Raw genomic sequence first — 21,904 nt, 5'->3', positions numbered from 1 at the left:
TCCGGGCGCTACGCGTCGGGGCTCGCCAGCTGCGCACCGTCGGTCAGGTGCGGCGCCAGGGTGTTCTCGAACATCGTCAGCGCACTGGCGATGGCCATGTGCATGTCCAGGTATTGGTAGGTGCCCAGCCGTCCGCCGAAGAGGACCCTCGACTCGGCGGTCTCGGACTTGGCCAGCTTGCGGTAGGCCGCGAGCATGTCGCGGTCCTCCGGGGTGTTGATCGGGTAGTACGGCTCGTCGTCGTCCTTGGCGAACCGGCCGAACTCGCGCATGATCACGGTCTTGTCGGCCGGGTAGCCATCCCGTTCGGGATGGAAGTGCCGGAACTCGTGGATCCGGGTGTAGGGCACGTCGGCGTCGTTGTAGTTCATCACCGGGGTGCCCTGGAAGTCGCCGGTGTCGAGGACCTCGGTCTCGAAGTCGAGCGTGCGCCAGCCGAGGCGCCCGGCCGAATAGTCGAAGTAGCGGTCGAGTGGGCCGGTGTAGACGATGGGTGCGTCGGGGCTGTCCGCGCGCAACTCGTCGCGTACCTCGAACCAATCGGTGTTCAGGCGAACCTCGATGCGGTCGTCGGCGGCCATGTTCTCCAGCCAGGCGGTGTAGCCGTCGACGGGCAGACCCTCGTAGGCGTCGTTGAAGTACCGGTTGTCGAAGGTGTAGCGGACCGGTAGCCGGGTGATGTTGGCGGCCGGCAGGTTGGTGGGGTCGGTCTCCCACTGCTTGGCGGTGTAGTGCTTGATGAACGCCTCATAGAGCGGACGCCCGATCAGGCTGATCGCCTTCTCCTCGAAGTTCGCCGCCTGGTTGGTGTCGATCTCGGCGGCCTGCCCGGCGATCAGCGCACGCGCCTCGTCGGGGCTGAAGTAGCGGCCGAAGAATTGGCTGACCAAACCCAGCCCCATCGGGAACTGGTAGGCCTGCCCATTGTGCATCGCGAACACCCGATGCTGGTACCCGGTGAAGTCGGTGAAGCGATTGACGTAGTCCCAGACCTTCTGGTTGGAGGTGTGGAACAGGTGCGCGCCGTACTTGTGGACCTCGATGCCGGTGGTCGGCTCGGGCTCGGAGTAGGCGTTGCCACCGATGTGGTGCCGACGCTCGATCACGAGCACGCGTTTGCCCAGTTCGGCGGCGGCACGCTCGGCGATTGTGAGGCCGAAGAATCCGGAGCCGACGACGATCAGGTCATAGGGTCCGGAGCGGTCGGAATCGGCGCTGGTATTGGATGCCACGGGTGTTCAGGGTAACCGACCGAAGCTGAGGAGTTGCCAAGCCGTCCCGGCGAGCGCGCCGGTGCGAAGCGGTGCGCTCGAGCGAAGTCCCGACCCGCCGCCAGGATGTCGTGGTCCACGGTAATCTCGGTGATGCGCTCGGCCGATGGTTCCGTCGGATACCAAGCGGGAATCGTCGGTAGCAAGGAGCGTGGGATGACGACGGAGATCACCAGTCGGATGGCCGGGGTCATCAACGAGCTGCGAGTCGAGAGCAATGATCAGGAGGCGGTCCTCCGGGCGATCTCGAAGGCCGCCGTCAACACGATCGACGATGCCGAATACGCGAGTGTCACGATCGTCACGCGCGGGCGGATAGAGACGCCGGTGATGTTCGGTGATCTCGCAGGCAAGTGCGACGACCTGCAGCGCGAACTCGGTGAGGGCCCCTGCGTCCGCGCGGCCGTCGACGACACCACCGTGCGCATCGACGACCTCGCCACCGACCTGCGCTGGCCCCGGTTTGCCCCGGCGGCGAGCGCATTGGGCGTGGCATCGATGGCGTGTTTTTGCCTCTACATCGACGGCAACGATTTCGGCGCCCTCAATCTGCACAGCACGCAGCCGCAAGCGTTCACCGACGAGGCGTGTTCACTCGGCGAGCTGTTCGCGGCGCATTGCGCGACGACCTTCGGCGCGGTGCGCGAGAAGGAGCAACTCCGCAACGCCCTCAGTTCGCGCGATCTGATCGGGCAGGCCAAGGGCATGTTGATGGAGCGCTATCACATCGACGCCGACGCAGCTTTTCTGCTGCTCGCCCGGCTGTCGCAGGAGTCGAACACCAAGTTGGTCGAGGTCGCCCTCAAGTTGGTCGGCGCCGGACCGGGCGGCTGACACCTGCTCAGCGCAACACGTTGGTCTTCGGGAAGCCCAATACCGGGATTCCGCCACGGGCCTGGAACCTCTTGAGCCCCTGACCTGCCAGTACATGCGCACCGGTCTGTTTCGAGAAGAACATCATCCCCTCTTGGAACAGCTGGGTGACGCCGGCACCGTCGGGCGTCGGCGTCGGCGCACCGAGGGCCTGTCCCAGCGTGTCGGGAAGACCACCCAGGCCGCCGAGTAGCCCTTTGAATGCGGTCGTGGCCGTACCGACCAGCTCGCCGGCACCGGGCACCACCTGGTCGGCGATCCCGCCCAGTGCGCTGAGGTCCGGCAGGCCGAGGCCGCCGGCCGGCCCGGTCGGCGGCTTGACGATCTGTGGCGGCGTGCGCTGCCCCTGCACGGCGAACCACGCCGATTTCAGATTCAGCTTGGTGCGAGCTTCGTCACCGGTGGCCTCGACGCTGCGTCCGCCGCCGGTCGCGCGCACCTTCACCGCGCGTCCGTTCTCGGCACCGAGTCCGTTGGCCTGGATCACCTCGAAGGCGTCGAGGCTGGGCAAACCGAACGCCGTGGCGACCGCACTCGGACTGATGGTCGCCGTCCAGTTGTGATTGGGCGAGGCCGTATCCCCGTCGTCGACGACGGCCGGGAACCTGCCACCCGCGGTATAGCCGCCCGTCGATGACGAGAACTCGGTGAACGCCGGCACCCCGTTCTGCAGCAGAATCTGCCCGGCGGTGGCGTCGGCGGCCGTATTGGTGCCCGCGCCCTCACCCGAGACGCCGCCGTAGACCTGCGAATTCTGGGTGTCGTCGATCTTCTTGCCACTGGCGATGGCCGCGAGCGCATAGGTGCGTGCGGCAACCGCCTGCGCCTTCAACGCCTCGATGCCGCCCGAGGTGGCCCAGCCGGGCACACTCTCCTTGGCGATCACGCCCTTGACGTAGTCGTCGACGTTCAGTTTGTTGGTGACCCGGCCACCGTCGGAGCCCAGCGAGCCGCGGAACGGCTCGTTCGAGCCGCAGAACTTGAGGAATTCGTTGGGCGGGCGGTTGGGCGCGGGGTTGACGGGGTCGGCAAACGCGGCCGGGACCGTGCGCACCGGCGCACCACCACAGCCTGCGGTGATGGTCGCGGTGCCACCGGTCACCGTGACGGCCTCATTTGCCGCAACCGGCTGCCCGGCCACCTGCATCCCCGCATCGGAGTGCACGCTGACGCCGTTCTTGTCGTGCAGCGCGACGTTGACCGTGGGATCGGCGGGGCGCCCGAAGGTGGTGCCGCCGTAGTAGTGCTGCAGGATCTGCCGGTATGACCACCCGCGCTTGGCGTAACCGTAAGCGCCGTACTGGCCCATCCCGCGGCCGTGGCCGAGGCCGTGCCCGATGAGGGTGATCTCCGATCCCGCGGTCAACCCGATGTCGACGCGATCCGACGCGGTGGCTCCCACCAGCCCGACTCCGCCCACGAGTACCGCCGCCGACACACCCCCGACGAGCGATGACATGCGCCGACGACGAGAATGACCGGGCCGCGTACGGATGGTCAGTGCCCGGGACACCAGAGACGTCACCGCCGATGAGTCCGCCTTTGTCACGGTCAATCACTCCTCCGGGCCGGGGTTCCTGATGCCTCGTTGCGTTACGCCTGATCTGTTACAGATGTGAATGGTGAGACTCCAGTGACGATAGACAAGTCACTTGCAGATCACCAACCATAGGAGGTAGCAACCGCATCACGAGTTACAAGGCTGCGGTGAGGGGGTGCCGAATCTGCAGCCTTTGATCGCGGTTTCCGCGATCAAAGGCTGCAGATTTTTGCGCGCGTCAGAGTCCGCGGGTGGTGAGTAGGTGGCGCAGGCGCGATTCGCTCGACGAGCGTGTGACGGCATCCTTCAGTACGTCGGCGGGATCCCAGGTGATGATCTCGACGACGTCGTGGGCACCGGTGCTGCCGGCCGGCAACGGTGTACCCGTATCGGGTGGGTCTGGTGGTTGCCGGTGGATTTCGGCACGCACCTTCGCGAGCCCGGCGGTGAAGTCGGGCCCGACATCAGGCAGTTTGTTGACGCGTTTCGGGTTCGGTGGGGCACCGGGGGCGGCGTTACGGCGCCACCAACACCGCCCGGCGAGGGGTCCGTCGCGGTAGATGCCGGTGGTGTACTGGCCAAGCCGGTCGCCGACCATCCGATTGTGTTTCGGACACGCCGGAGCGAGGTCGTCGATATTGGTCAACCCGCCCTTCGCATAATCCAGGGTGGCGTGATGGATCTCCGAATGCGCGGCCGGCTGCGAACACCCGGGGTGTGAGCACACCTGGCCGTCGGGTTTGGCGAACAGGGCGATGCGTTGCCCGCGGCTCGCGAGCCGGGCCCGACCCAAATACAGGGGCACGGTGGTGTGCTCACCGAACACCGCCAACCAGGGTTGGGCGTCGGCGGCCAACCGGATGACGTCGGTGATGGGCAGCAGGCTGTTGGTGGCGGTGACGCCGTGGCCGGTTTCGTTGATCAGATCGGTCAGGTCGGCTTTGATGATCAGCTGCACCGGTAGGCCGCGATGCGATTCGCCGAGTTCCCCCGACTTCAGGGCCAGTTTGTACACGGCCTGCATCGCATCATGGTTGCGTTGGGCTTGGCTGCGGGTGTCGCGGTCGGCCGCGGCCGCCAATTTTTCGGGGTCGGCGTCTTCGACGGAACCCGACGGTGAGTCGGGGTCGTCGGGGTTGTTCATGCCGGGTGCCGCCCACACCGCCCACACGGCTTCTTGGTCGGCACGGCATTCCGGGGTCATTTTGCCGGTCATCTTCGACATCTGCTGGGTGTCTTGGCGGCCGAGGAACACTTGGCGTTTCTGCTGCCGGTCGGTGTCGTCGGTCAACTCGCCATCAGGATCGAGGTGTGCCATCAGGCGGGCGCCGATCGCGGTCAACTCGGCGGGGGTGTGCACCCGCGCGTAGTCGGCCATCTGCTTTTCGGCGTTGACCTTGATGTCGTGGTCGACCTGATGCGGGATGTCGTCGAGAACGTCGATCACCACCCGCGAATGCGCGGGCCCGACCGCACCCTCGGCGAACGCCTGCGCCAACGTGGGGTACTTCGGGGCGAGGAGTTCACCGGTCAACCCGTGATAGGTCGCGGTGGCGGTCATCTGCTTGCGGCGGCGCATCGGCTCCGACACCCGCAAACCGACGACCAGCATGTCGGTCACCGACCGAAACCCCAACCGGCGCTCCGCATTCCGGTCCGACAACTCGACGATCTGCCGGTCACCCTGAAACGTCAACCGGTTGATCGCCCGTTCATTGGCTGCCGCGACCTCCAGCAGCGTCTCGTCCGAGCACTGCGACAGATCCGTCGAACCCATCTGATCAAGAAGGGCATGCAATTGCGCAAGCTTGTCTTCGACGCTGGTTCCCGGACCACCAGTCGAATCGGTTGCGCTCATTGTCACCCCCCAGTGAATGCGATCAAACATCAGTTCGTCGCTGGTGCGTTCGAGTCTACGCCCGATACGGCCGCATGACAACACCTGATCGAAAATACATTTGACGAATTTCGTCCGCAGGTCGGTATCGTCACAGTCATGGTGAGCTCCGCTGTTCAGAGGTCGTCGATGAGATTCCGTTCGGTGGTCGAGGCGTCGGCGACGGTTGCGGCGACGCGGTCCCGTACCGCGAAAACGGTTGCGCTGCGCGAACTCCTGGCCGCTGCTGGAGCCGATGCGGAGATCGTGGTGGCGTGGATGTCGGGGGAGATACCGCAGGGGCGTCTCGGGATCGGGTGGCGGACGCTGCGCGACCTGCAGGAGCCGCCGCGCCCGGACGACGACGCCGTGTTGACCGTCGCCGAAGTCGACGACGCCTTCTCCCGGCTCGCGTCGACGACCGGCTCGGGATCGGTCGCGGCGCGAGGGGAGTTGCTCCACAACCTCTTTGGTCGCTCGACGGCCGACGAACAGAACTTCTTGTTCCGTCTACTCACCGGAGAGCTACGTCAGGGCGCGCTGGCCGGCGTGATGGTGGAGGCGATCATCGCCGTCTCCGGACAGCCCCCGGCACTGGTGCGCCGCGCGCACATGCTGACCGGGTCGCTGGCGGAGACCGCGACGCTCGCCATCGAGGGCGGCTCGAACGCATTGGCAGCGGTCGGATTACAGGTCGGGCGGCCCGTGTCACCGATGTTGGCCAGTCCGGCGGAGGATCTCGATGCCGCCCTGGAAAGTCTCGGCCCCGATCTGGTCGTCGACCACAAACTCGACGGCGCACGCATCCAGGTCCACCGGAACGGTGACGACGTTGCGGTGTTCACCAGAACACTCAACGACGTCACCGCGCGCGTACCCGATCTCGTTGCGGCGGTGCGTGAACTGCCGGTACGCACGGTGATCCTCGACGGCGAGACACTCACCCTCTCCGACGACGGCCGGCCCCGGCCCTTCCAGGACACGATGAGCCGCTTCGGCTCGATGATCGCCGCCGACCCGGACGTCGACGATGGGCCACGTCTGCTGCGTCCGTTCTTTTTCGACTGCCTGCACCTCGACAGCGCCGATCTCATCGATCGTCCGCTCGCCGAGCGCCTCGATGCACTCGATTCGATCGCGCCGCATCTGCGGATCACGTCGATGCGCAACCCGACGGCAGCACAGGCCCAGGACACGCTCGACGAGGCGCTCGCCGCGGGGCACGAGGGCGTCATGGTGAAGTCGCTCTCGGCGCCGTATGCGGCGGGACGGCGCGGAAAGGCTTGGCAGAAGGTCAAACCGGTGCACACCGTCGACCTCGTCGTTCTCGGCGCCGAATGGGGATCGGGCCGGCGCACCGGCTTCCTGTCGAATCTGCATCTGGGTGCGCGCGATCCCGACGGCGGACCACCGGTGATGGTCGGCAAGACCTTCAAGGGCCTCACCGACAAACTGTTGCAGTGGCAGACCGACGAGTTCCCGAAGCATGAGGACCATCGCGACGCCCACACCGTGTATCTACGGCCGGAGATCGTCGTCGAGATCGAACTCGATGGCGTCCAACGGAGTTCACGGTATCCCGGCGGCGTGGCGTTGCGCTTCGCGCGCGTCCTGCGCTACCGCCCCGACAAGACCGCCGACCTCGCCGACACCATCGATGCGGTGCGCGCGCTGCTCCGCTAGGGCCGCAGCCGTGGTGAACTCAGCCCTCGCTCTTCGCGCTCTTCAACAGGAACAGGAAGTACGGTGCGCCGACGATGGCGACGACCAGGCCGGCAGGCAACTGGGTCGGCGCGAACAGTGCGCGGCCGAGGATGTCGGCGACCACCACGATGATCGCGCCGAGCACCATGGTCAGCGGGATGACCAGCGCATGACGTTTGCCGACGAGCAGGCGGGCGGCGTGCGGTGCGATCAACCCGACGAACGCGAACACCCCGACGGCGGCGGTGGCGGCAGCGGTGAGCAGGGCCGCCAGCCCGATGTGGATCAGTCGGGAGCGCTGAACCGAGACGCCCAGCACATGTGGTGTGGTGTCATCGAATTGGAGGACATCGAGATCCCGTCGGGTCCGTATCGTGACGACGACGCCGATCGCGATGAGGACGAGCAGTGGGACCAGTTGTGCGCCGGTGGTGCTGTACGTCGAGCCGCCGAGCCACGTCATCGCTCGCGATTGATTCCACGGATCGCTGCGGATGAGCAACAGGGTGGTGACCGCGCCTGCACCCGCCCCGAGCGCCACGCCGACGAGCACGAGCTGGAACTGGTCCTTGCGCCCGAGGAGGAGGAGCAAGACCAGCGCCACCAGTGCCCCGATGGTGGCGGCGAGGTAGATGACGAGGTCGCTGGGCGCCGACGACAGCGTGATGACCGCGACTGCCCCGACGCCCGCCGATGAGCTCACGCCGAGAATTCCCGGGTCTGCCAACGGGTTTCGGGTGACGGTCTGGACGAAGAGCCCGGCCATGCCGAGTGCGGTGCCGGCCAGCAGGGCGCCGGCGACCCGTGGCAGCCGGGTCTCGATGATCAGGTCGACGCGCGGCGAGGCGACGCCGCGGCACCAATTCCACAGGTCGCCCAGGAGCAGTATTCGGTCGCCGAGGAGTAGCGCCGCCACCAGCGCGACGACGAGAACGACTGCAGCGGCGACGATCACCAGCGTCCGGGCGCCGTGCTCGGGTGAGACGATGCCCGCACGCAGCGAGGCGATCGACTCGCCCCGGCCGCCGCCGCGCGGCAGCCGACGCGCGAGGACGATGAGAAAGACGGCGCCGATGACGCTGGTGAGCACGCCGGTGGGGATGCCGATGCCCTTGACGGCACCGAAGATGCCCCGGAGTGCGACATCTGAGGTGAGTACGAGCGCGGCACCGGTCAGCGCGGCAGTCGAGAGGAAGACGCGTTGACGCCGGAGTCCCGGGATGCGGTGGGTCAGTAGCCGCATGAGAGCGGGCGCGCACAGACCGACGAAGCCGATCGGGCCGGTGACCGTGATGGCGGCGGCGGTGAGGAGTACCGACAACACCAGGACGCTGTATCTGGTCGAGGTGACCGGAACGCCGTAGGACGCCGCGGCGTCGTCGCCGAGTTGCAGTAGGTCCAGTCGGCGTCCGTAGACGAGGAGTCCGCAGGCTGCCACCGCCGCGACCGGGATCATGGTGGCGACGCCGCCGATGCCGTTCTGCGCGAGACTGCCTGAGCCCCAGACGAACATGCCCTGGGTCTGCCAGGTGTTGAGCAACAGGATGACCGAGGTGATGGAACTGAGAGCCATGGTCAGCGCGGACCCGGCGAGGACGAGACGCAGCACATCGGCCTTCTGGCCGGTGATGCCGAGAATGACTGCGGCCGCGCATAATCCGCCGCCGAAGGCGAAGAGGAAGCCGACACCGGTGCTGGACGACAGGCCGCATGCCGCGGCGATCGTCAAGACGAGGTAGGCGCCGGCGCCGACGCCGGTCGTCTCCGGTGAGGCCAATGGATTTCGGGTCACCGACTGCAGGGCTGCACCGGCCATCCCCAACGCGGCGCCGACCAGCGTCGCCGCCAGCAATCGCGGTAGCCGTGAGCTGAGGACGATATCGGAGGTCTGGGAGATGCCGTTCCCCCACAACGCTTTCCACAGCGTGGCGACCGACAGATCGGCGCTGCCCTGGGTGAGGTGAACGACCGCGATCACGCCGACCCAGACGAGCAGCAGCACGGTGAGTATGATCACACGGTTGCGCTGGGGTGTGCGGGCCGGTGACGGAGCGTCGGCCCGAGAAGCTGTCTGTGTCTTCATGATCGCGGTCGTTCCCTGGTTACGACAGTGCCGAGGTGACCTGGTCGCTGAAGGCGATCAGTGACTGCGGGCCGCCGTACATCCACACACCCTTGCTGACGCCGCGCACCCGGCCGTCCTTGACGAACGGCAAGGACTGCCAGACGGGGTTGCTCGCCAGGTTCTTCTCGACCGGATCGGTATCTTCGTTCCAGTACAGGAACCACGTGTCGGCCGGAAGTCTGGTCAGCCCTTCGACATCCACATAGCTGAGCCCGGTCTTGCCGTCGCCGTTCGGCCATGCGGGTTGCAGGCCCATCCGCTCCAGGACCGCCTCCGGGGTCGAACCACGCGCGTGCATGCGGATCGAGACGGTGCTGCCCTCCGCCGAGACCGAGGCGAACACCGCGTGCTGACCGGCGTGACCGTTCTTCTTGAGGGTCTCGGCATTCTTGGTCAGGGCCGCGTCGAGGCGCTTGTTGAGGTCGTCGGCCTGCGTTTGCTTGCCCACGGCGGTTCCCAGAGTGCGTGTGGTCTGCTGCAGGCGGCCGATGGGATCAGTGGGGTCGGAGGTCGAGAGGACCACGATGGGCGCGATCTTGCCGAGCCGGTCGCGCACCGAATCGGGGATCGAGCGCGTCGAGGCGATGATCAGGTCGGGTTGCAGGTCGGCGATCGTCTCGAGGCTGGGCTCGAGTCGCTGCCCGACATCGGTCGGCGTCGATGTCAGTGGGACCGTCGGGCCGTCATATTGGTTGTAGCCCTTGACATCGGACAATCCGACGACGGTGTTGCCTGCGCCGATGCTGTTGAGGATCTCGGCGTACTCCCACTCCAGGGAGACGATCCGGTGTGCCTGGCCGTGCGGCAGGGTCACCGTTCCGCCGGCACTGTTGTCGAGGGTGACCGGAGCTCCGGAGGAGCTCGCGTCGCTCGTGGTGGAATCGTCCGTCGTTCCGCAGCCGACCAACAGTACGAAGACCGCCAGCAAGGCCGAGACGACGGCAGTACGCCGTATTGTCATGTGAATTCTCATCCCTTTCGTGACGCGCGTCAGTGGCCCGGAGCAGCCATGACCGGCTGGCGGGATCCGACGCGGGTGGTGCGGGCACGGCGTGCCCGCACTTCGAGAAGACCCGTGGTCGGGTCCTCGGTGACAGAGATCGGCAGACCCCAGACCTGGGTCAGCAGGTCGGGTGCCAGTGCCTGTTCGGGCGTACCTTCGGCGACGACCCGGCCGGAATCGAGAACGACGATCTGGTCGGCGATGTCGGCGGCATGGTTCAGGTCGTGCAGTACGACGCCGACCGCCGCGCCGTGGTCGTCGGCCAGTGACCGGATCAGTTCGAGTACCTCGATCTGATATCGGAGGTCCAGATGATTGGTCGGTTCGTCGAGCAGGAGGACTTCGGTCTGCTGGGCCAGTGCGCTGGCGAACCACGCTCGCTGGAGCTGACCTCCGGAGAGCGTCTCGAGGGGCATGTCGGTCATGTGCGCCAAACCGGTCGCCGCGATCGCCCGGGCGATCGCCGCTGCACCGTCCTCGTCGCGCCCGCGCCAGCCGGAACGATATGGGTGCCTTCCGAATTCGACGATGTCGCGCACGGTGATGCCCACCGGAGTGGGTCGCTGTTGGGGCAGCAGCGTCACCCGGCGTGCGAATTCGCGTGCCGAGAGGGCACTCGCATCGGTGTCGTCGCCCAGGGTGATCGCCCCCGACGATCGGCGAACCAGTCGCGAGAGCGCGCGCAACAGTGTCGACTTGCCGGAGCCGTTGGGGCCGACGAGGGCGGTGACCTCGCCGCCGCGAAGGGTGAAGTCGGCCCCGTGGACCACCTCGTGGCCGCTGAACTCGACCGACACTCCCTGCGCCTGCATGAAAGGGCTGCTCAATTCCACCCGGTCCATTATGCAGGTAAGGCTCAGCTAAGCAAAATGTGGCTGGTTACGCCACCTCACTCATCGCTTCATGGCCGGCCGCGACGCGGTCAGGCCGGCCACGGACAGGGCGGCGACGACCGAAAGGCACGCAACCACGAGCAGCGTCGGTGCCAGACTCGACGTGCCGTGGTTCGCGATGATCTGGCCGAGCAGCGGCGGCAGCACGATCGAGCCGGCCAGTGCCCCGGCGACGACGTAGCCGAAGACCGATCCGCGGGCGTACCCGCTGGTCAACAGCCATGTGAGGCCGTTGGGGAAGATGGGTCCGATGAACAGTCCGGCCAGTGGATAGGCCCACAAGGCCGACGACGGCACGGCGACGGCGATCAGCAGCGCAGCGGTCATTCCCGAGCAGCTGCCGATCACGATCACCGACGGCCGCAGTCGGGAGCTCAGCGGGATGGCGATGAAGCGTCCGACGACCATGGCCAGCCAGTAACCCGATGTCGCGAGGGTGGCGACGGTGGCGTCGACGCCCTGATCGGCCAGCCGGGTCGGCTCCCAGCTGCCGATGCCCGACTGGACGCCGAAGTGGGCGATGTAGAGCACCAGGAAAGCCGCCACGATGTAGAGACCACGCCGGTCGAGCCGCGAGCCGTTCGGTGCGGGCGTCGCACCGCCGGCGCCGGAGCCGCCCATACCGAATCTGCGCGGTATCCCGCCGAGTCCGGCGCCGGCGCAGAGCACCAGGACCGCGATCGTGCAGAAGACGAGCTGATACCGGTCGCTGCCGACGACGGCGACGAGAGCAGGGCCGGCCACCGTGCCGATGCCGAAGCAGCCGTGCGCCAGGTTGACCATCGCCGGACCCCGCCGACCATGCGCGACGATGAACGACTGGCTGACCGACGTGTCGCAGACGCCGAGCCCGAGTCCGGCGATCAGCGCCCCGGCGAGCAAGGCCGGCCAGGATGCCACCGAACCCATGAGAAGCGCGCCGGCGGCGATCAGGACGAACGAACCCGCCAGGCCGCGACGATAGCCGTATGCGAAGACGATGCGCTGGGTGACGACCGCGCCGACGACCGATCCGGCCGATTGGATCGCAAGTGGGAAGCCGGCCTGGGCGCCGGCCGCCCCGAAGCGCTCCCCGAATTCCGCGATCAACGGTCCATAGGACGCCATCAGGGCGCCGATGCAGGCCATGGCCAGACAACATCCGGCACTCGCACGGCGCGCGTACATGACCGGCGGCACCGCGTGCTGGAACTTCGTGGACATCGGAAATAGAGACTAACAGCAGCCCTTTTGCGCCGGATCGAGGTTGCCGCACAATGAAGGGCATGCAACTCGACCGGGTACGAAGAGGGTCATGACGGCTACGAACGGCAGGGCGCGCCGAATAGGGCTCGTAGAACAGGTCATCGAGCTCCTCCAGGCCCGGCTCGGCGCCGACCACTGGCCGGTGGGCACACGGCTACCGGTGGAGGACGAGCTCGCGCGCGAGTTCGGTGTCAGCCGCATCACCCTGCGACAAGCCGTGCAAGCACTCGTGCACGTCGGACAGCTCGAAACCATCCAGGGCAGTGGCACATTCGTGCGCGCCGCATCCGAGGTCGAGGCCGTGGTCAGTCGGTTCCTCTCGACCAAGGACCTGCGGTCGGTTCTCGAGGTGCGCCAGGCGCTGGAGTCGCAGGCAGCGGCACTCGCCGCCGGGCGAGCGATTCCGGCGCAACTGGCGCAGATGGGTGCAGCCATCGAACGTGGTGAGCACGCCGCGGCCGCCGGGGATCTGCTCAAATCCAGCGAGGCGTCGATCGATTTCCATCGCACCGTGGTGGCGGCGAGCCACAACGCGCCGCTGATCTCGCTCTACACCGGCATCCAGAACTCGGTGCTGCAGTCGATCCATCAGGCGGCGCCCGCCGACGAGGCACGATCCTTCGTCGACGGGCACCGGGAGATCCTCGATGCCATCGCCGGCGGAGACGCGGACGGCGCCCGGCACCTCGCGTCCGAGCATCTCCGCCATGTCATCGACCGGTTCGACGCTGTGGAATAGCCCTGTGGAATAGCCCTGTGAACCAGTTCTTCAGCTCTTGAGCGCGGCCGCCCACAGGTTGATGTCGGAGTCCACGGCGAATTCGTCGATCGAGTGCAGCTCGTCGTCGGTGAAGTCGAGGTTTTTCACCGCGGCCAGGCTGTCCTCGAGTTGCTTGACGCTGGAGGCGCCGATCAGGGCGGAGGTGATCGCCGACCCCTTCGACTGCTTGCGGAGCACCCAGGCGATCGCCATCTGTGCCAGCGTCTGGCCGCGCGAGCCGGCGATGTCGTTGAGGCCACGCACCCGGCGCATGTTCTCGTCGGACAGGAAGTCCTTCGACAGTGACTTGCCCTCTGCGGCACGAGAATTCGCGGGCACCCCGTTGAGGTATTTGTCGGTGAGCATGCCCTGGGCCAACGGTGAGAAGGCGATGGAGCCGACACCCTCGCGCTCGAGCACCTCCAGCAGGCTCGGGTCCCCGTTCTCCACCCAGCGGTTGAGCATCGAATACGACGGCTGATGGATCAGCAGCGGAGTACCCAATTCCTTCAGGATCGTGACCGCCTCGACCATCTTCTCCGGTGAATACGACGAGATCCCGGCATACAGGGCGCGGCCGGACCGGACCGCGGTGTCCAATGCGCCCATCGTCTCCTCGAGCGGGGTGTCGGGGTCGGGGCGGTGGCTGTAGAAGATGTCGACGTAGTCCAGACCCATCCGGTTCAGGGACTGATCGAGGCTGGCCAACAGGTACTTTCGGGAACCCCAGTTGCCGTACGGGCCCGGCCACATGTCGTAGCCGGCTTTGGACGAGATGATCAATTCGTCTCGGAACGGCCGGAAGTCCTGGGCCAGGTGGCGGCCGAAGTTGGTCTCCGCGGAACCGTAGGGTGGCCCGTAGTTGTTGGCGAGGTCGAAGTGGGTGACGCCCAGGTCGAAGGCGCGGCGCAGGGTGGCCCGCTGGGTGTCGAATGCCTTGTCGTCGCCGAAGTTGTGCCACAACCCGAGCGACACGGCGGGTAACTGCAGGCCGCTGCTGCCGACGCGGCGGTAGGGCATGGATTCGTAACGGTCCTGTGCAGGTTGAAGAGCCATGACAATCATCTTGCCACCGCGGCCGGCGAGTTCTTGGCCGAGGGCGGAACGATGTTCAGCCGAAGTACTGACCGCCGTTGATGTCGATGACCGTGCCGGTGACGAACTCGGAGAGGCCACCGGCCAGCCACAGTGCGGCACCGGCCACGTCGGCCGGCTTTCCGGCCCGGCCGGCCGGAATCGACTGCACGGTCGCCGCTTTGGATGCGGCGGTGGTGAAGGTGTCGTGGAAGGGCGTGTCCTCGATGAAGCCGGGGGCCAGCGCATTGACCGTGATACAGCTGGGGGCCAACTCTTTTGCCAGCCCACGGGTGAAGCCGAAGATGGCGGCCTTGGCCGTCGCGTATGCGGTCGCACCGGGGTGCCCGCCGGTCCGGCCGGCCAGGGAGGCGATGTTGATGATCCGCCCACCGTCGTTGAGTATCGGCAGGGCGTGGTGGGTCATCAGGAAGGTGCTGTCGACGTTGAGTGCCATCACCTGACGCCACAGGCCGAAGTCCATGTCGGCGACCGGGGATCGTTGCACCAGACCGCCGACGTTGTTGACCAGCACGTCGAGCTCACCGACCGCACGGTGCACGGCCTGCAGGGTCGCCACGACCTCGTCCTCGGAGGTGGCGTCGAGGGCGTGCGCGACCAACGGCGAAGCCGAGAACTCCTCGACCTGTGCGCGGAATCCGTCATCGGGTGTATGCGTGCGATACGTCACCGCGATCTTCGCGCCGGCCTTGGCGAACTCGAGGGCGATGGCGCGGCCGATGCCGGTCCCGCCGCCGGTGATGAGTGCGGTCTTGCCGTCGAGCAGTGGGGTCACGTGCGTGGTCTCCGATACGGGTTTCGTGATGGTCTCGATGGGTACGCCGATGTATGCGGCCGGTCAATCCTATGGTCGCCGACCGGCATCGGCTCGGCACCGACGAATTCCGGCGTCGGGGTGCAGGATTGACGGCTCCGACCACTGTTTCGCCCCGACCACGGTTCGCCAAGGAGAGATACATGACTCAGGACTTCTACCGGCAACTGTCGCCCACCTGTGGCCTGCGCGTCAGCCCGATCAGCTTGGGTGCGATCACCTTCGGTGGCGCGCACGGCATGGAGTATTTCGGACACGTCGACCCCGATGGCGCGGCAAAGCTGTTGTCCACCGCACAGGATGCGGGCGTCAACATGGTGGACGTCGCCAACTACTACTCGACCGGTGTCGCCGAAGAGGTGCTGGGCCAGGCACTGACGAAATCCGCGGACTTCGCCGACCTGCTCGTGACCTCGAAGGTGCGCATGGTCGTCGGCGACGGACCGAACGACGGTGGGCAATCGCGCTGGCACATCCTGGACCAGATCGACAAGACGCTGGGCCGCCTCGGCCGCGACCATCTCGATCTGTACTACCTTCACGAGTGGGACGGGCAGACCCCGCTCGAGGAGACGCTGCAGACGCTGGATCATCTTGTGCGAGTTGGCAAGATCCGCTACTACGGGGTCTCCAACTACACATCGTGGCAGCTGATGAAGGTGTTGATGACGTGCGAGCGGCACAACCTCATCAAGCCGGTGAGCCAGCAGATCTACTACACGCCGCAGGCCCGCGACGCCGAGTACGAGATGATCCCCGCCGGCATCGACCAGGGGATTGGCACCCAGGTGTGGAGCCCGATGGCGATGGGGCTGCTCACCGGCAAATACCGGCGCAACAGCCGGCCGAAAGCGGGTGCCCGGATGGTCGACGGCGACGGCTCGGACGTGCAGATCCCCGACCGCGAGAATCTGTACGACATGGTCGACCGCCTCGACGAGATCGCCGGCGAACGCGGCGCCACCATCCCGCAGGTGGTGCTGGCGTGGCTGCTCGCGCGTCCCGGGGTCACCAACCTCGTGGTCGGCGCTCGCAATACGGACCAGTTGAGCGACTCGCTGGGTGCGCTCAAGCTCGAACTCACCGACGACGAGATCGACCGCATCGCGCAGGTCAGTCCGCCGCCGGTGCGTTACCCCTTCTGGCACCAGGCCGATCTGGCGTCGGACCGGCTCAGTGCCGCCGATCGCTCGATCATCAGCACGACGGCCGCGCAGGTCTGATCAGAGCTCACCGAGGCGTGTGATATCAGGTAGGCTCAAGCTGCCATCATTGATAGCAATGCGAATGCATTGATAGCACCGGAAGAGGTATGGCAGCTCGTGAAGAACGTGACGATCCGAAATCTGAGCGACGAAGTACACCGCGCCATCCGCCGGCGCGCGGCCGGGAACGAACGAAGCGTCGAGGCTGAGATGCGTGCCATTCTCACCGAGGCGGTGAAGCCGGCCGAGCGAGTCAAGCTCGGCACGCTGCTTGCGGGCGTTATCAGCGAAAAGGAGCGGCTCACCGACGACGAACGGGCAGCCTACTTCGGTCGCGACAAGACCCCGCACGAGCCGACGGTGTTCGGCCAGTGATCATCCTGGACACCAACGTCATCAGCGAGCCCACCACCAAGACCCCGGACCAGCGGGTCATGGCGTGGCTGGACGCCCAAGCCGGCGAGACCCTGTACTTGTCAGCTGTCACTGTCGGCGAACTCCGGTACGGCATCGCGACGATGCCCGTCGGCCGCCGCCGCGACGAGTTCACCGATTGGCTGGAGAACTACACCGTGCCCGCCTTCGCCGGCCGAGTCCTGGCCTATGGCCTGGATGCGACTGCGGAATACGCGCGCCTGATGTCGCAGGCCCGCTCCGCCGGGCGTGCCGTCGCCGTTGCCGACGGCATGATCGCCGCCACGGCGGCCGCCGCAGGCTTCGCCGTCGCCACCCGCGACCGTTCGCCGTTCGAAGCCGCCGACGTGCCGACCATCGACCCATGGCAATAACGGCCACAACGATTCTCGGGTTCTCGCGCACGGGGGGTCAGTACCGCTGCGGCGGTGGCGGCGTGGCGATGTAGCCCGACCGCTGCTGATCGGCGTCGACGATCTGCGCGCCGAGCGGCAGCAATGACACCGGCACCATCTTGAAGCTCGCGATGCCCAGCGGGATGCCGATGATGGTCAGGCACATCGCGATCCCGGCGGTGATGTGCCCGAGTGCCAGCCAGATGCCGGCGACGATGAGCCACACGATGTTGCCGATGGTCGACGCGGCGCCGGCCTGCGGCTTGCGGACGACGGTGCGCCCGAACGGCCAGAGTGCGTAGTTGGCGATACGGAACGAGGCGATGCCGAACGGGATCGTGATGATCAGGATGCAGCAGACGATGCCGGCGAGGACGTACCCGATGGCCATCCAGAATCCGCAGAGCACCAGCCAGATGATGTTGAGAAGTGTGCGCATATGCCCATTGTCCGTTGCCGGGGCCCGGTTGGAGCAGACAATCCCCAACGTTGGTCCGCGTGCGCTCGCTAACCTGTGGCCATGGCCCCCGAAGCCGAGCACGCACGCGTCACCCTGTGGTGGGTCATCACCACATTGGTGCTGGTGATCCGTCTGCTCGCCACGATCGCGACGATCTTGCTGGTGATCGGCTGGGCGGTGGCGGCCATCCGGGATTCGATGATGAACGGCTTCCTGTGGCCGGCGGTCGGCAGCGGGGTCGCGTTGCTGATCAGCACCTATCTCTACAGCTACCTGCGGGCCCGGTATCCGCGCCGTAACAGCTGGCTTCCGTGAGCTGAGCGTGGCTCACCCGGGCGCTGTAGCCCAGATCACACGCCGGTTGGCATAATCGACGTCTACAGAGGCAATCAAGGGACGATCTATGACCGAACTCGGCTCGTCACGCGTCCGGCGCGCCTATGAGGATTTCCTCTCGGGCATCACGCCGCCGTCCGACGCGGTGCGCTCTGTCGTGCGTGATTCGTGGACGAGGTCGCTCAAGCGCGGAGTGGACCCGACCGAGGCGCTGCCCGAGGACGACGGCAGCGCAACCATGACGATGGCCGAGTTCAACCGCTATCGGCAGGCCCATCCGATCACCTCGGTGCGGCCGCTGGTGCAGTCGTTGATGCTCGACGACATCGCCGACTCGGGGGTGGTTGTCGCCCTGACCGATCAGGCCGGCCGATTGTTGTGGGTCGAGGGCAGTACCGAGGCCGTCGACCGGGCCGGCCACATCAACTTCGTCGAGGGTTCGGTGTGGAGCGAGGACGTCGTCGGGACCAACGCCCCGGGGCTGGCGCTCGCGGTCGGCAAGGGTGTGCAGGTGATCGGCCCCGAACACTTCGCGGGGTCGGTACAGGAATTCAGTTGTGCCGCTGCGCCCGTCCACGATCCGGTGACAGGTCATGTCATCGGCGTCGTCGACGTGACGGGCGGTCGTGAGGTCGCCGCACCGTTCGCGCTGGCCGCGGTGCGGTCCGTCGTGGCTGCCGCCGAGCGGGAATTGCGCTCGCATGCGGTCGATCTGGCGGATCCGGCAACCTTTGGAGCCCGCGCGGATCGGGGCGATGCCCGGCTCTCGGTCTTGCACGGCAACGGTTTGCACGGCAACGGTTTTCGGTGGCGCCGTGAGGGTGACCCGATGGGGGAGCGGACGTTGTCGCGACGGCACGCCGAGATCTTGTTGCTGTTGCAGGAGTATCCCGAGGGGCTCAACACCGAACAACTCGCCATTCATCTCGCCGGTGACGGCATCGACCCGGTGACCGTTCGCGCCGAGATCTCGCGGTTGCGCCGCGACCTGGGCACCGACGTCCTCTCCTCGCGCCCGTACCGGCTGACCGTCGACATGTCCTCGGATGTCGGCGACCTGCGTGCACGCATCGCCGAGGGTGCAGCGCTGTCGTCGGTGATCGACGAGCTCGGCCGCGGTGGCCTGTTGGCGGCGTCGACGGCGCCCGGCGTGAGCGAGATCTTCGAGGTGGTGCGCGAGGATGTGCGGTCGCGGGTGATCGCCGAGGGCGACGTCGGCGCGCTGCGTGCGTGGACTTCGTCGGTCCATGGCCGCGACGATCTGGTGGCGTGGCGCCGACTCGAGAATCGACTCCCCGTGGGCCATCCGGACCGGCCCGTGGTCGGCGGCCGGATCAGATTGCTCGACAAGCGCTACGGTGTCTGACCGGCCGACCCGGTCAGTAGGAGCCGATCAGCAGGAGAACGAGGGCGGTCCCGCCGACGATGCACGCCAGCACCAGTAACGCGCCGACGCCCAGGGAGCCGAGCGACGCACCTCGCGACTCCGTGGAACTGCGTGCGGAACGGCTCGGGGCGGCGCCGTGGTGAGCCAGAACCATCGTGACCCCTCCTGGGGTGTTGACTACAGTGAATCAGATTCTCGAAACTGCATTGCACGGTGTCAAATCGGTGTGAGTCCTTAGTACCGCGAAAGGGTTCGCCCGGTCCAGTACTTTTCCGTCATTTCACCCTTTCGACCGACGCAGGCAACTTCGGCCTCGTGGCGGCCGACGGCGCCGGGCGACGCCCTGATCAGCGGTTCTGTCGTCACCCAATATCGAGTACCCACTTGCAACGTCAGTGCAACCAGGCCGCTCGTACTCTGTGTGTCAGATCACACCGAACGATGATGCGGCGGTGTGGCACACCCGAGCGGGGACCGATCCCGCGATGGCATTGAGGGAGCTGGGAACACATGACTGTTTACGCGAAGCCGGGCACCGACGGCTCGGTGATGAGCTTTGAGTCGCGTTACGACAACTGGATCGGTGGACAATGGGTGCCGCCGGTCAAGGGTCAGTACTTCGAGAACCCGTCGCCGGTCGACGGCAAGACGTTCTGCGACATCGCGCGGTCGACGGCCGAGGACATCGATCTGGCACTGGATGCGGCGCACAAGGCCGCGCCGCAGTGGGGCAAGACCTCGGTGGCCGAACGCTCACTGGTGCTGCTGCGTATCGCCGACCGGATCGAGGAGAACCTCGAGAAGATCGCCGTGGCCGAGACCTGGGACAACGGTAAGGCCGTCCGCGAGACCCTGGCCGCCGACATCCCACTGGCCGTCGACCACTTCCGCTACTTCGCCGGCGCGCTGCGCGCCCAGGAGGGCTCGATCTCCGAGGTCGACGAGGACACCGTCGCCTACCACTTCCACGAGCCGCTCGGTGTGGTCGGCCAGATCATCCCGTGGAACTTCCCGATCCTGATGGCCGTGTGGAAGCTCGCCCCGGCGCTCGCGGCGGGCAACGCCGTCGTACTGAAGCCGGCGGAGCAGACCCCCGCGTCGATCCTGTACGTGATGAGCTTGATCGCCGACCTGCTGCCGGCCGGCGTCGTCAACATCGTCAACGGATTCGGCGTGGAGGCAGGCAAGCCGCTGGCCTCGAGCAACCGGATCCGCAAGATCGCATTCACCGGTGAGACCACGACCGGCCGCTTGATCATGCAGTACGCGTCGGAGAACCTCATCCCGGTCAGTCTCGAGCTCGGTGGCAAGAGCCCGAACATCTTCTTCAACGATGTGATGAGCGCCGACGACGGATTCCTCGACCGCGCCCTCGAGGGCTTCGCCATGTTCGCGCTCAACCAGGGTGAGGTGTGCACCTGCCCGAGCCGCGCGCTCATCCAGGAGGACATCTACGACAACTTCCTCGAGAAGGCCGTCGACCGTGTCGCCAAGATCAAGCAGGGCAACCCGCTCGACACCGACACGATGATGGGCGCGCAGGCGTCCAACGACCAGTTCGAGAAGATCTCCTCGTACCTGTCCATCGGCAAGGAAGAGGGCGCGAAAATCCTGATCGGCGGAGAGCCCGCCGACCTCGGTGGCGATCTCGAGGGCGGCTACTACATCAAGCCGACGGTGTTCTACGGGAACAACAAGATGCGCATCTTCCAGGAAGAGATCTTCGGCCCGGTGCTGGCCGTGACCACGTTCAAGGACTACGCCGACGCCATCCACATTGCCAACGACACCTTGTACGGACTCGGCGCCGGAGTCTGGAGCCGGGACGGGGCCACCGCCTACCGCGCCGGCCGCGAGATCCAGGCCGGCCGGGTGTGGACCAACACCTATCACGACTACCCGGCCCACGCGGCCTTCGGTGGTTACAAGCAGTCGGGTATCGGTCGCGAGAACCATCTGATGATGCTCGAGCACTACCAGCAGACCAAGAACCTGCTGGTCGGTTACGCGCAGAATGCGAAAGGCTTCTTCTGAGTCCACCCCGAAAGAGAGCAGGTGAAACCCGTGTCAGAACAACACGACGTTCCTGATCGGGTGGTCGCCACAGACGCCGCCGTGCAGCTCCTGACCACGTTGTCGGAGCTGCACGGCGGTCTCATGATCCACCAGTCCGGTGGCTGCTGTGACGGCTCGGCCCCCATGTGCTACCCCGTCGGTGAGTTCCGGGTGGGCCAGCGCGACGTCCTGGTCGGCGGCGTCGTTCTTCCCGAACCGCTTCCGGCGGTGCGGGTTTGGATCAACGGAGACCAGTTCGAGCTCTGGAAACACACCCAGCTGATCCTTGATGTGGTGGCCGGACGTGGCGCCGGATTCAGTCTCGAAGCTCCCGAAGGTGTCCGATTCATCTCGCGGGCAAGGGCTTTCGACGACGAGGAAAATGCGCTACTCGCGCAGAACCCGCCACTGACCGGTGCGAGCGCGGGGATCTGATCGACGGCCGGGCGCCCG

General features: G+C 66.4%; 21 protein-coding genes. 10 read left to right on the top strand and 11 right to left on the bottom strand.

Annotated features, from left to right (window positions below; genetic code table 11):
• Window positions 1–8: 8 nt before the first annotated feature.
• A complete protein-coding gene (glf, locus tag ACLQ3C_RS05795; protein WP_425704084.1) occupies window positions 9–1,232 on the bottom strand; it encodes a UDP-galactopyranose mutase in 1,224 nt (407 codons plus the stop codon).
• Between the two features lie 195 nt (window positions 1,233–1,427).
• On the opposite strand from glf, the gene ACLQ3C_RS05790 reads away from it, so the two are divergent.
• Window positions 1,428–2,105 (top strand): GAF and ANTAR domain-containing protein, encoded by a 678-nt coding sequence (locus ACLQ3C_RS05790; RefSeq protein ID WP_425704083.1) that lies wholly within the window; start codon window positions 1,428–1,430, stop codon window positions 2,103–2,105.
• A gap of 7 nt (window positions 2,106–2,112) precedes the next feature.
• Here the strand turns inward: ACLQ3C_RS05790 and ACLQ3C_RS05785 are convergent, their stop codons facing one another.
• Window positions 2,113–3,669 (bottom strand): SpoIID/LytB domain-containing protein, encoded by a 1,557-nt coding sequence (locus ACLQ3C_RS05785; RefSeq protein WP_425704246.1) that lies wholly within the window; start codon window positions 3,667–3,669, stop codon window positions 2,113–2,115.
• A 253-nt stretch (window positions 3,670–3,922) separates the two neighbouring features.
• Window positions 3,923–5,542, bottom strand: a complete 1,620-nt coding sequence (locus ACLQ3C_RS05780) for a DUF222 domain-containing protein (protein ID WP_425704082.1) — start codon at window positions 5,540–5,542, stop codon at window positions 3,923–3,925.
• Between the two features lie 168 nt (window positions 5,543–5,710).
• On the opposite strand from ACLQ3C_RS05780, the gene ACLQ3C_RS05775 reads away from it, so the two are divergent.
• Entirely contained in the window at window positions 5,711–7,243 is a 1,533-nt protein-coding gene (locus ACLQ3C_RS05775; RefSeq protein WP_425704081.1) for an ATP-dependent DNA ligase, read from the top strand.
• Between the two features lie 19 nt (window positions 7,244–7,262).
• Here ACLQ3C_RS05775 and ACLQ3C_RS05770 read toward each other — a convergent pair whose 3' ends face one another.
• Genes ACLQ3C_RS05770 through ACLQ3C_RS05755 form a run of 4 tightly spaced genes read right to left on the bottom strand, consistent with a single transcriptional unit; the run spans window position 7,263 to window position 12,488 of the window.
• On the bottom strand, window positions 7,263–9,347 hold the full coding sequence (locus tag ACLQ3C_RS05770) for an iron ABC transporter permease (protein WP_425704080.1): 2,085 nt from the start codon (window positions 9,345–9,347) through the stop codon (window positions 7,263–7,265).
• Between the two features lie 19 nt (window positions 9,348–9,366).
• Window positions 9,367–10,350, bottom strand: coding sequence for an ABC transporter substrate-binding protein (locus tag ACLQ3C_RS05765; protein ID WP_425704079.1), 984 nt, complete (start codon window positions 10,348–10,350; stop codon window positions 9,367–9,369).
• A 29-nt stretch (window positions 10,351–10,379) separates the two neighbouring features.
• Window positions 10,380–11,225: an ABC transporter ATP-binding protein gene (locus ACLQ3C_RS05760; RefSeq protein WP_425704078.1), complete on the bottom strand. Its 846-nt coding sequence runs from the start codon at window positions 11,223–11,225 to the stop codon at window positions 10,380–10,382.
• Window positions 11,226–11,285: 60 nt separating this feature from the next.
• Entirely contained in the window at window positions 11,286–12,488 is a 1,203-nt protein-coding gene (locus ACLQ3C_RS05755; RefSeq protein ID WP_425704077.1) for an MFS transporter, read from the bottom strand.
• A 91-nt stretch (window positions 12,489–12,579) separates the two neighbouring features.
• Between ACLQ3C_RS05755 and ACLQ3C_RS05750 the strand changes: the two genes are divergently transcribed.
• A complete protein-coding gene (locus ACLQ3C_RS05750; protein ID WP_425704076.1) occupies window positions 12,580–13,269 on the top strand; it encodes a FadR/GntR family transcriptional regulator in 690 nt (229 codons plus the stop codon).
• A 30-nt stretch (window positions 13,270–13,299) separates the two neighbouring features.
• On the opposite strand, the gene mgrA is transcribed toward ACLQ3C_RS05750, so the two are convergent.
• Complete coding sequence (gene mgrA / locus ACLQ3C_RS05745; protein WP_425704075.1) at window positions 13,300–14,355, bottom strand: L-glyceraldehyde 3-phosphate reductase; 1,056 nt, start codon at window positions 14,353–14,355, stop codon at window positions 13,300–13,302.
• Window positions 14,356–14,401: 46 nt separating this feature from the next.
• Window positions 14,402–15,160 (bottom strand): SDR family NAD(P)-dependent oxidoreductase, encoded by a 759-nt coding sequence (locus tag ACLQ3C_RS05740; RefSeq protein WP_425704074.1) that lies wholly within the window; start codon window positions 15,158–15,160, stop codon window positions 14,402–14,404.
• A 182-nt stretch (window positions 15,161–15,342) separates the two neighbouring features.
• On the opposite strand from ACLQ3C_RS05740, the gene ACLQ3C_RS05735 reads away from it, so the two are divergent.
• From ACLQ3C_RS05735 to ACLQ3C_RS05725, 3 genes are all read left to right on the top strand, one after another.
• Window positions 15,343–16,422 carry an aldo/keto reductase gene (locus ACLQ3C_RS05735; protein ID WP_425704073.1) on the top strand — a complete coding sequence of 360 codons (1,080 nt, stop codon included), beginning with the start codon at window positions 15,343–15,345 and terminating at the stop codon, window positions 16,420–16,422.
• Window positions 16,423–16,521: 99 nt separating this feature from the next.
• Entirely contained in the window at window positions 16,522–16,779 is a 258-nt protein-coding gene (locus tag ACLQ3C_RS05730; protein WP_425704072.1) for a FitA-like ribbon-helix-helix domain-containing protein, read from the top strand.
• Complete coding sequence (locus ACLQ3C_RS05725; RefSeq protein ID WP_425704071.1) at window positions 16,776–17,192, top strand: type II toxin-antitoxin system VapC family toxin; 417 nt, start codon at window positions 16,776–16,778, stop codon at window positions 17,190–17,192. The genes ACLQ3C_RS05730 and ACLQ3C_RS05725 overlap by 4 nt, the downstream gene beginning before the upstream one ends.
• 37 nt (window positions 17,193–17,229) lie before the next feature.
• Here ACLQ3C_RS05725 and ACLQ3C_RS05720 read toward each other — a convergent pair whose 3' ends face one another.
• Window positions 17,230–17,652, bottom strand: a complete 423-nt coding sequence (locus ACLQ3C_RS05720) for a YccF domain-containing protein (RefSeq protein ID WP_425704070.1) — start codon at window positions 17,650–17,652, stop codon at window positions 17,230–17,232.
• Between the two features lie 81 nt (window positions 17,653–17,733).
• Between ACLQ3C_RS05720 and ACLQ3C_RS05715 the strand changes: the two genes are divergently transcribed.
• Window positions 17,734–17,988: a hypothetical protein gene (locus ACLQ3C_RS05715; protein ID WP_425704069.1), complete on the top strand. Its 255-nt coding sequence runs from the start codon at window positions 17,734–17,736 to the stop codon at window positions 17,986–17,988.
• Between the two features lie 88 nt (window positions 17,989–18,076).
• Window positions 18,077–19,375, top strand: a complete 1,299-nt coding sequence (locus ACLQ3C_RS05710; RefSeq protein WP_425704068.1) for a GAF domain-containing protein — start codon at window positions 18,077–18,079, stop codon at window positions 19,373–19,375.
• A gap of 13 nt (window positions 19,376–19,388) precedes the next feature.
• Here the strand turns inward: ACLQ3C_RS05710 and ACLQ3C_RS05705 are convergent, their stop codons facing one another.
• Window positions 19,389–19,550 carry a hypothetical protein gene (locus tag ACLQ3C_RS05705; protein WP_425704067.1) on the bottom strand — a complete coding sequence of 54 codons (162 nt, stop codon included), beginning with the start codon at window positions 19,548–19,550 and terminating at the stop codon, window positions 19,389–19,391.
• Between the two features lie 356 nt (window positions 19,551–19,906).
• Here ACLQ3C_RS05705 and exaC point away from each other — a divergent pair, with 356 nt between their 5' ends.
• Window positions 19,907–21,430, top strand: coding sequence for an acetaldehyde dehydrogenase ExaC (gene exaC / locus ACLQ3C_RS05700; protein WP_425704066.1), 1,524 nt, complete (start codon window positions 19,907–19,909; stop codon window positions 21,428–21,430).
• Between the two features lie 30 nt (window positions 21,431–21,460).
• Window positions 21,461–21,886: a DUF779 domain-containing protein gene (locus tag ACLQ3C_RS05695; protein ID WP_425704065.1), complete on the top strand. Its 426-nt coding sequence runs from the start codon at window positions 21,461–21,463 to the stop codon at window positions 21,884–21,886.
• The last annotated feature ends 18 nt before the right edge of the window (window positions 21,887–21,904 follow it).

Origin of the sequence: Gordonia sp. DT30 (assembly GCF_049844915.1) — a bacterium.
Classification (GTDB): domain Bacteria; phylum Actinomycetota; class Actinomycetes; order Mycobacteriales; family Mycobacteriaceae; genus Gordonia.
Note: the sequence above shows the minus strand (reverse complement) of the source record. Positions and strands in the feature narration are given on the sequence as shown.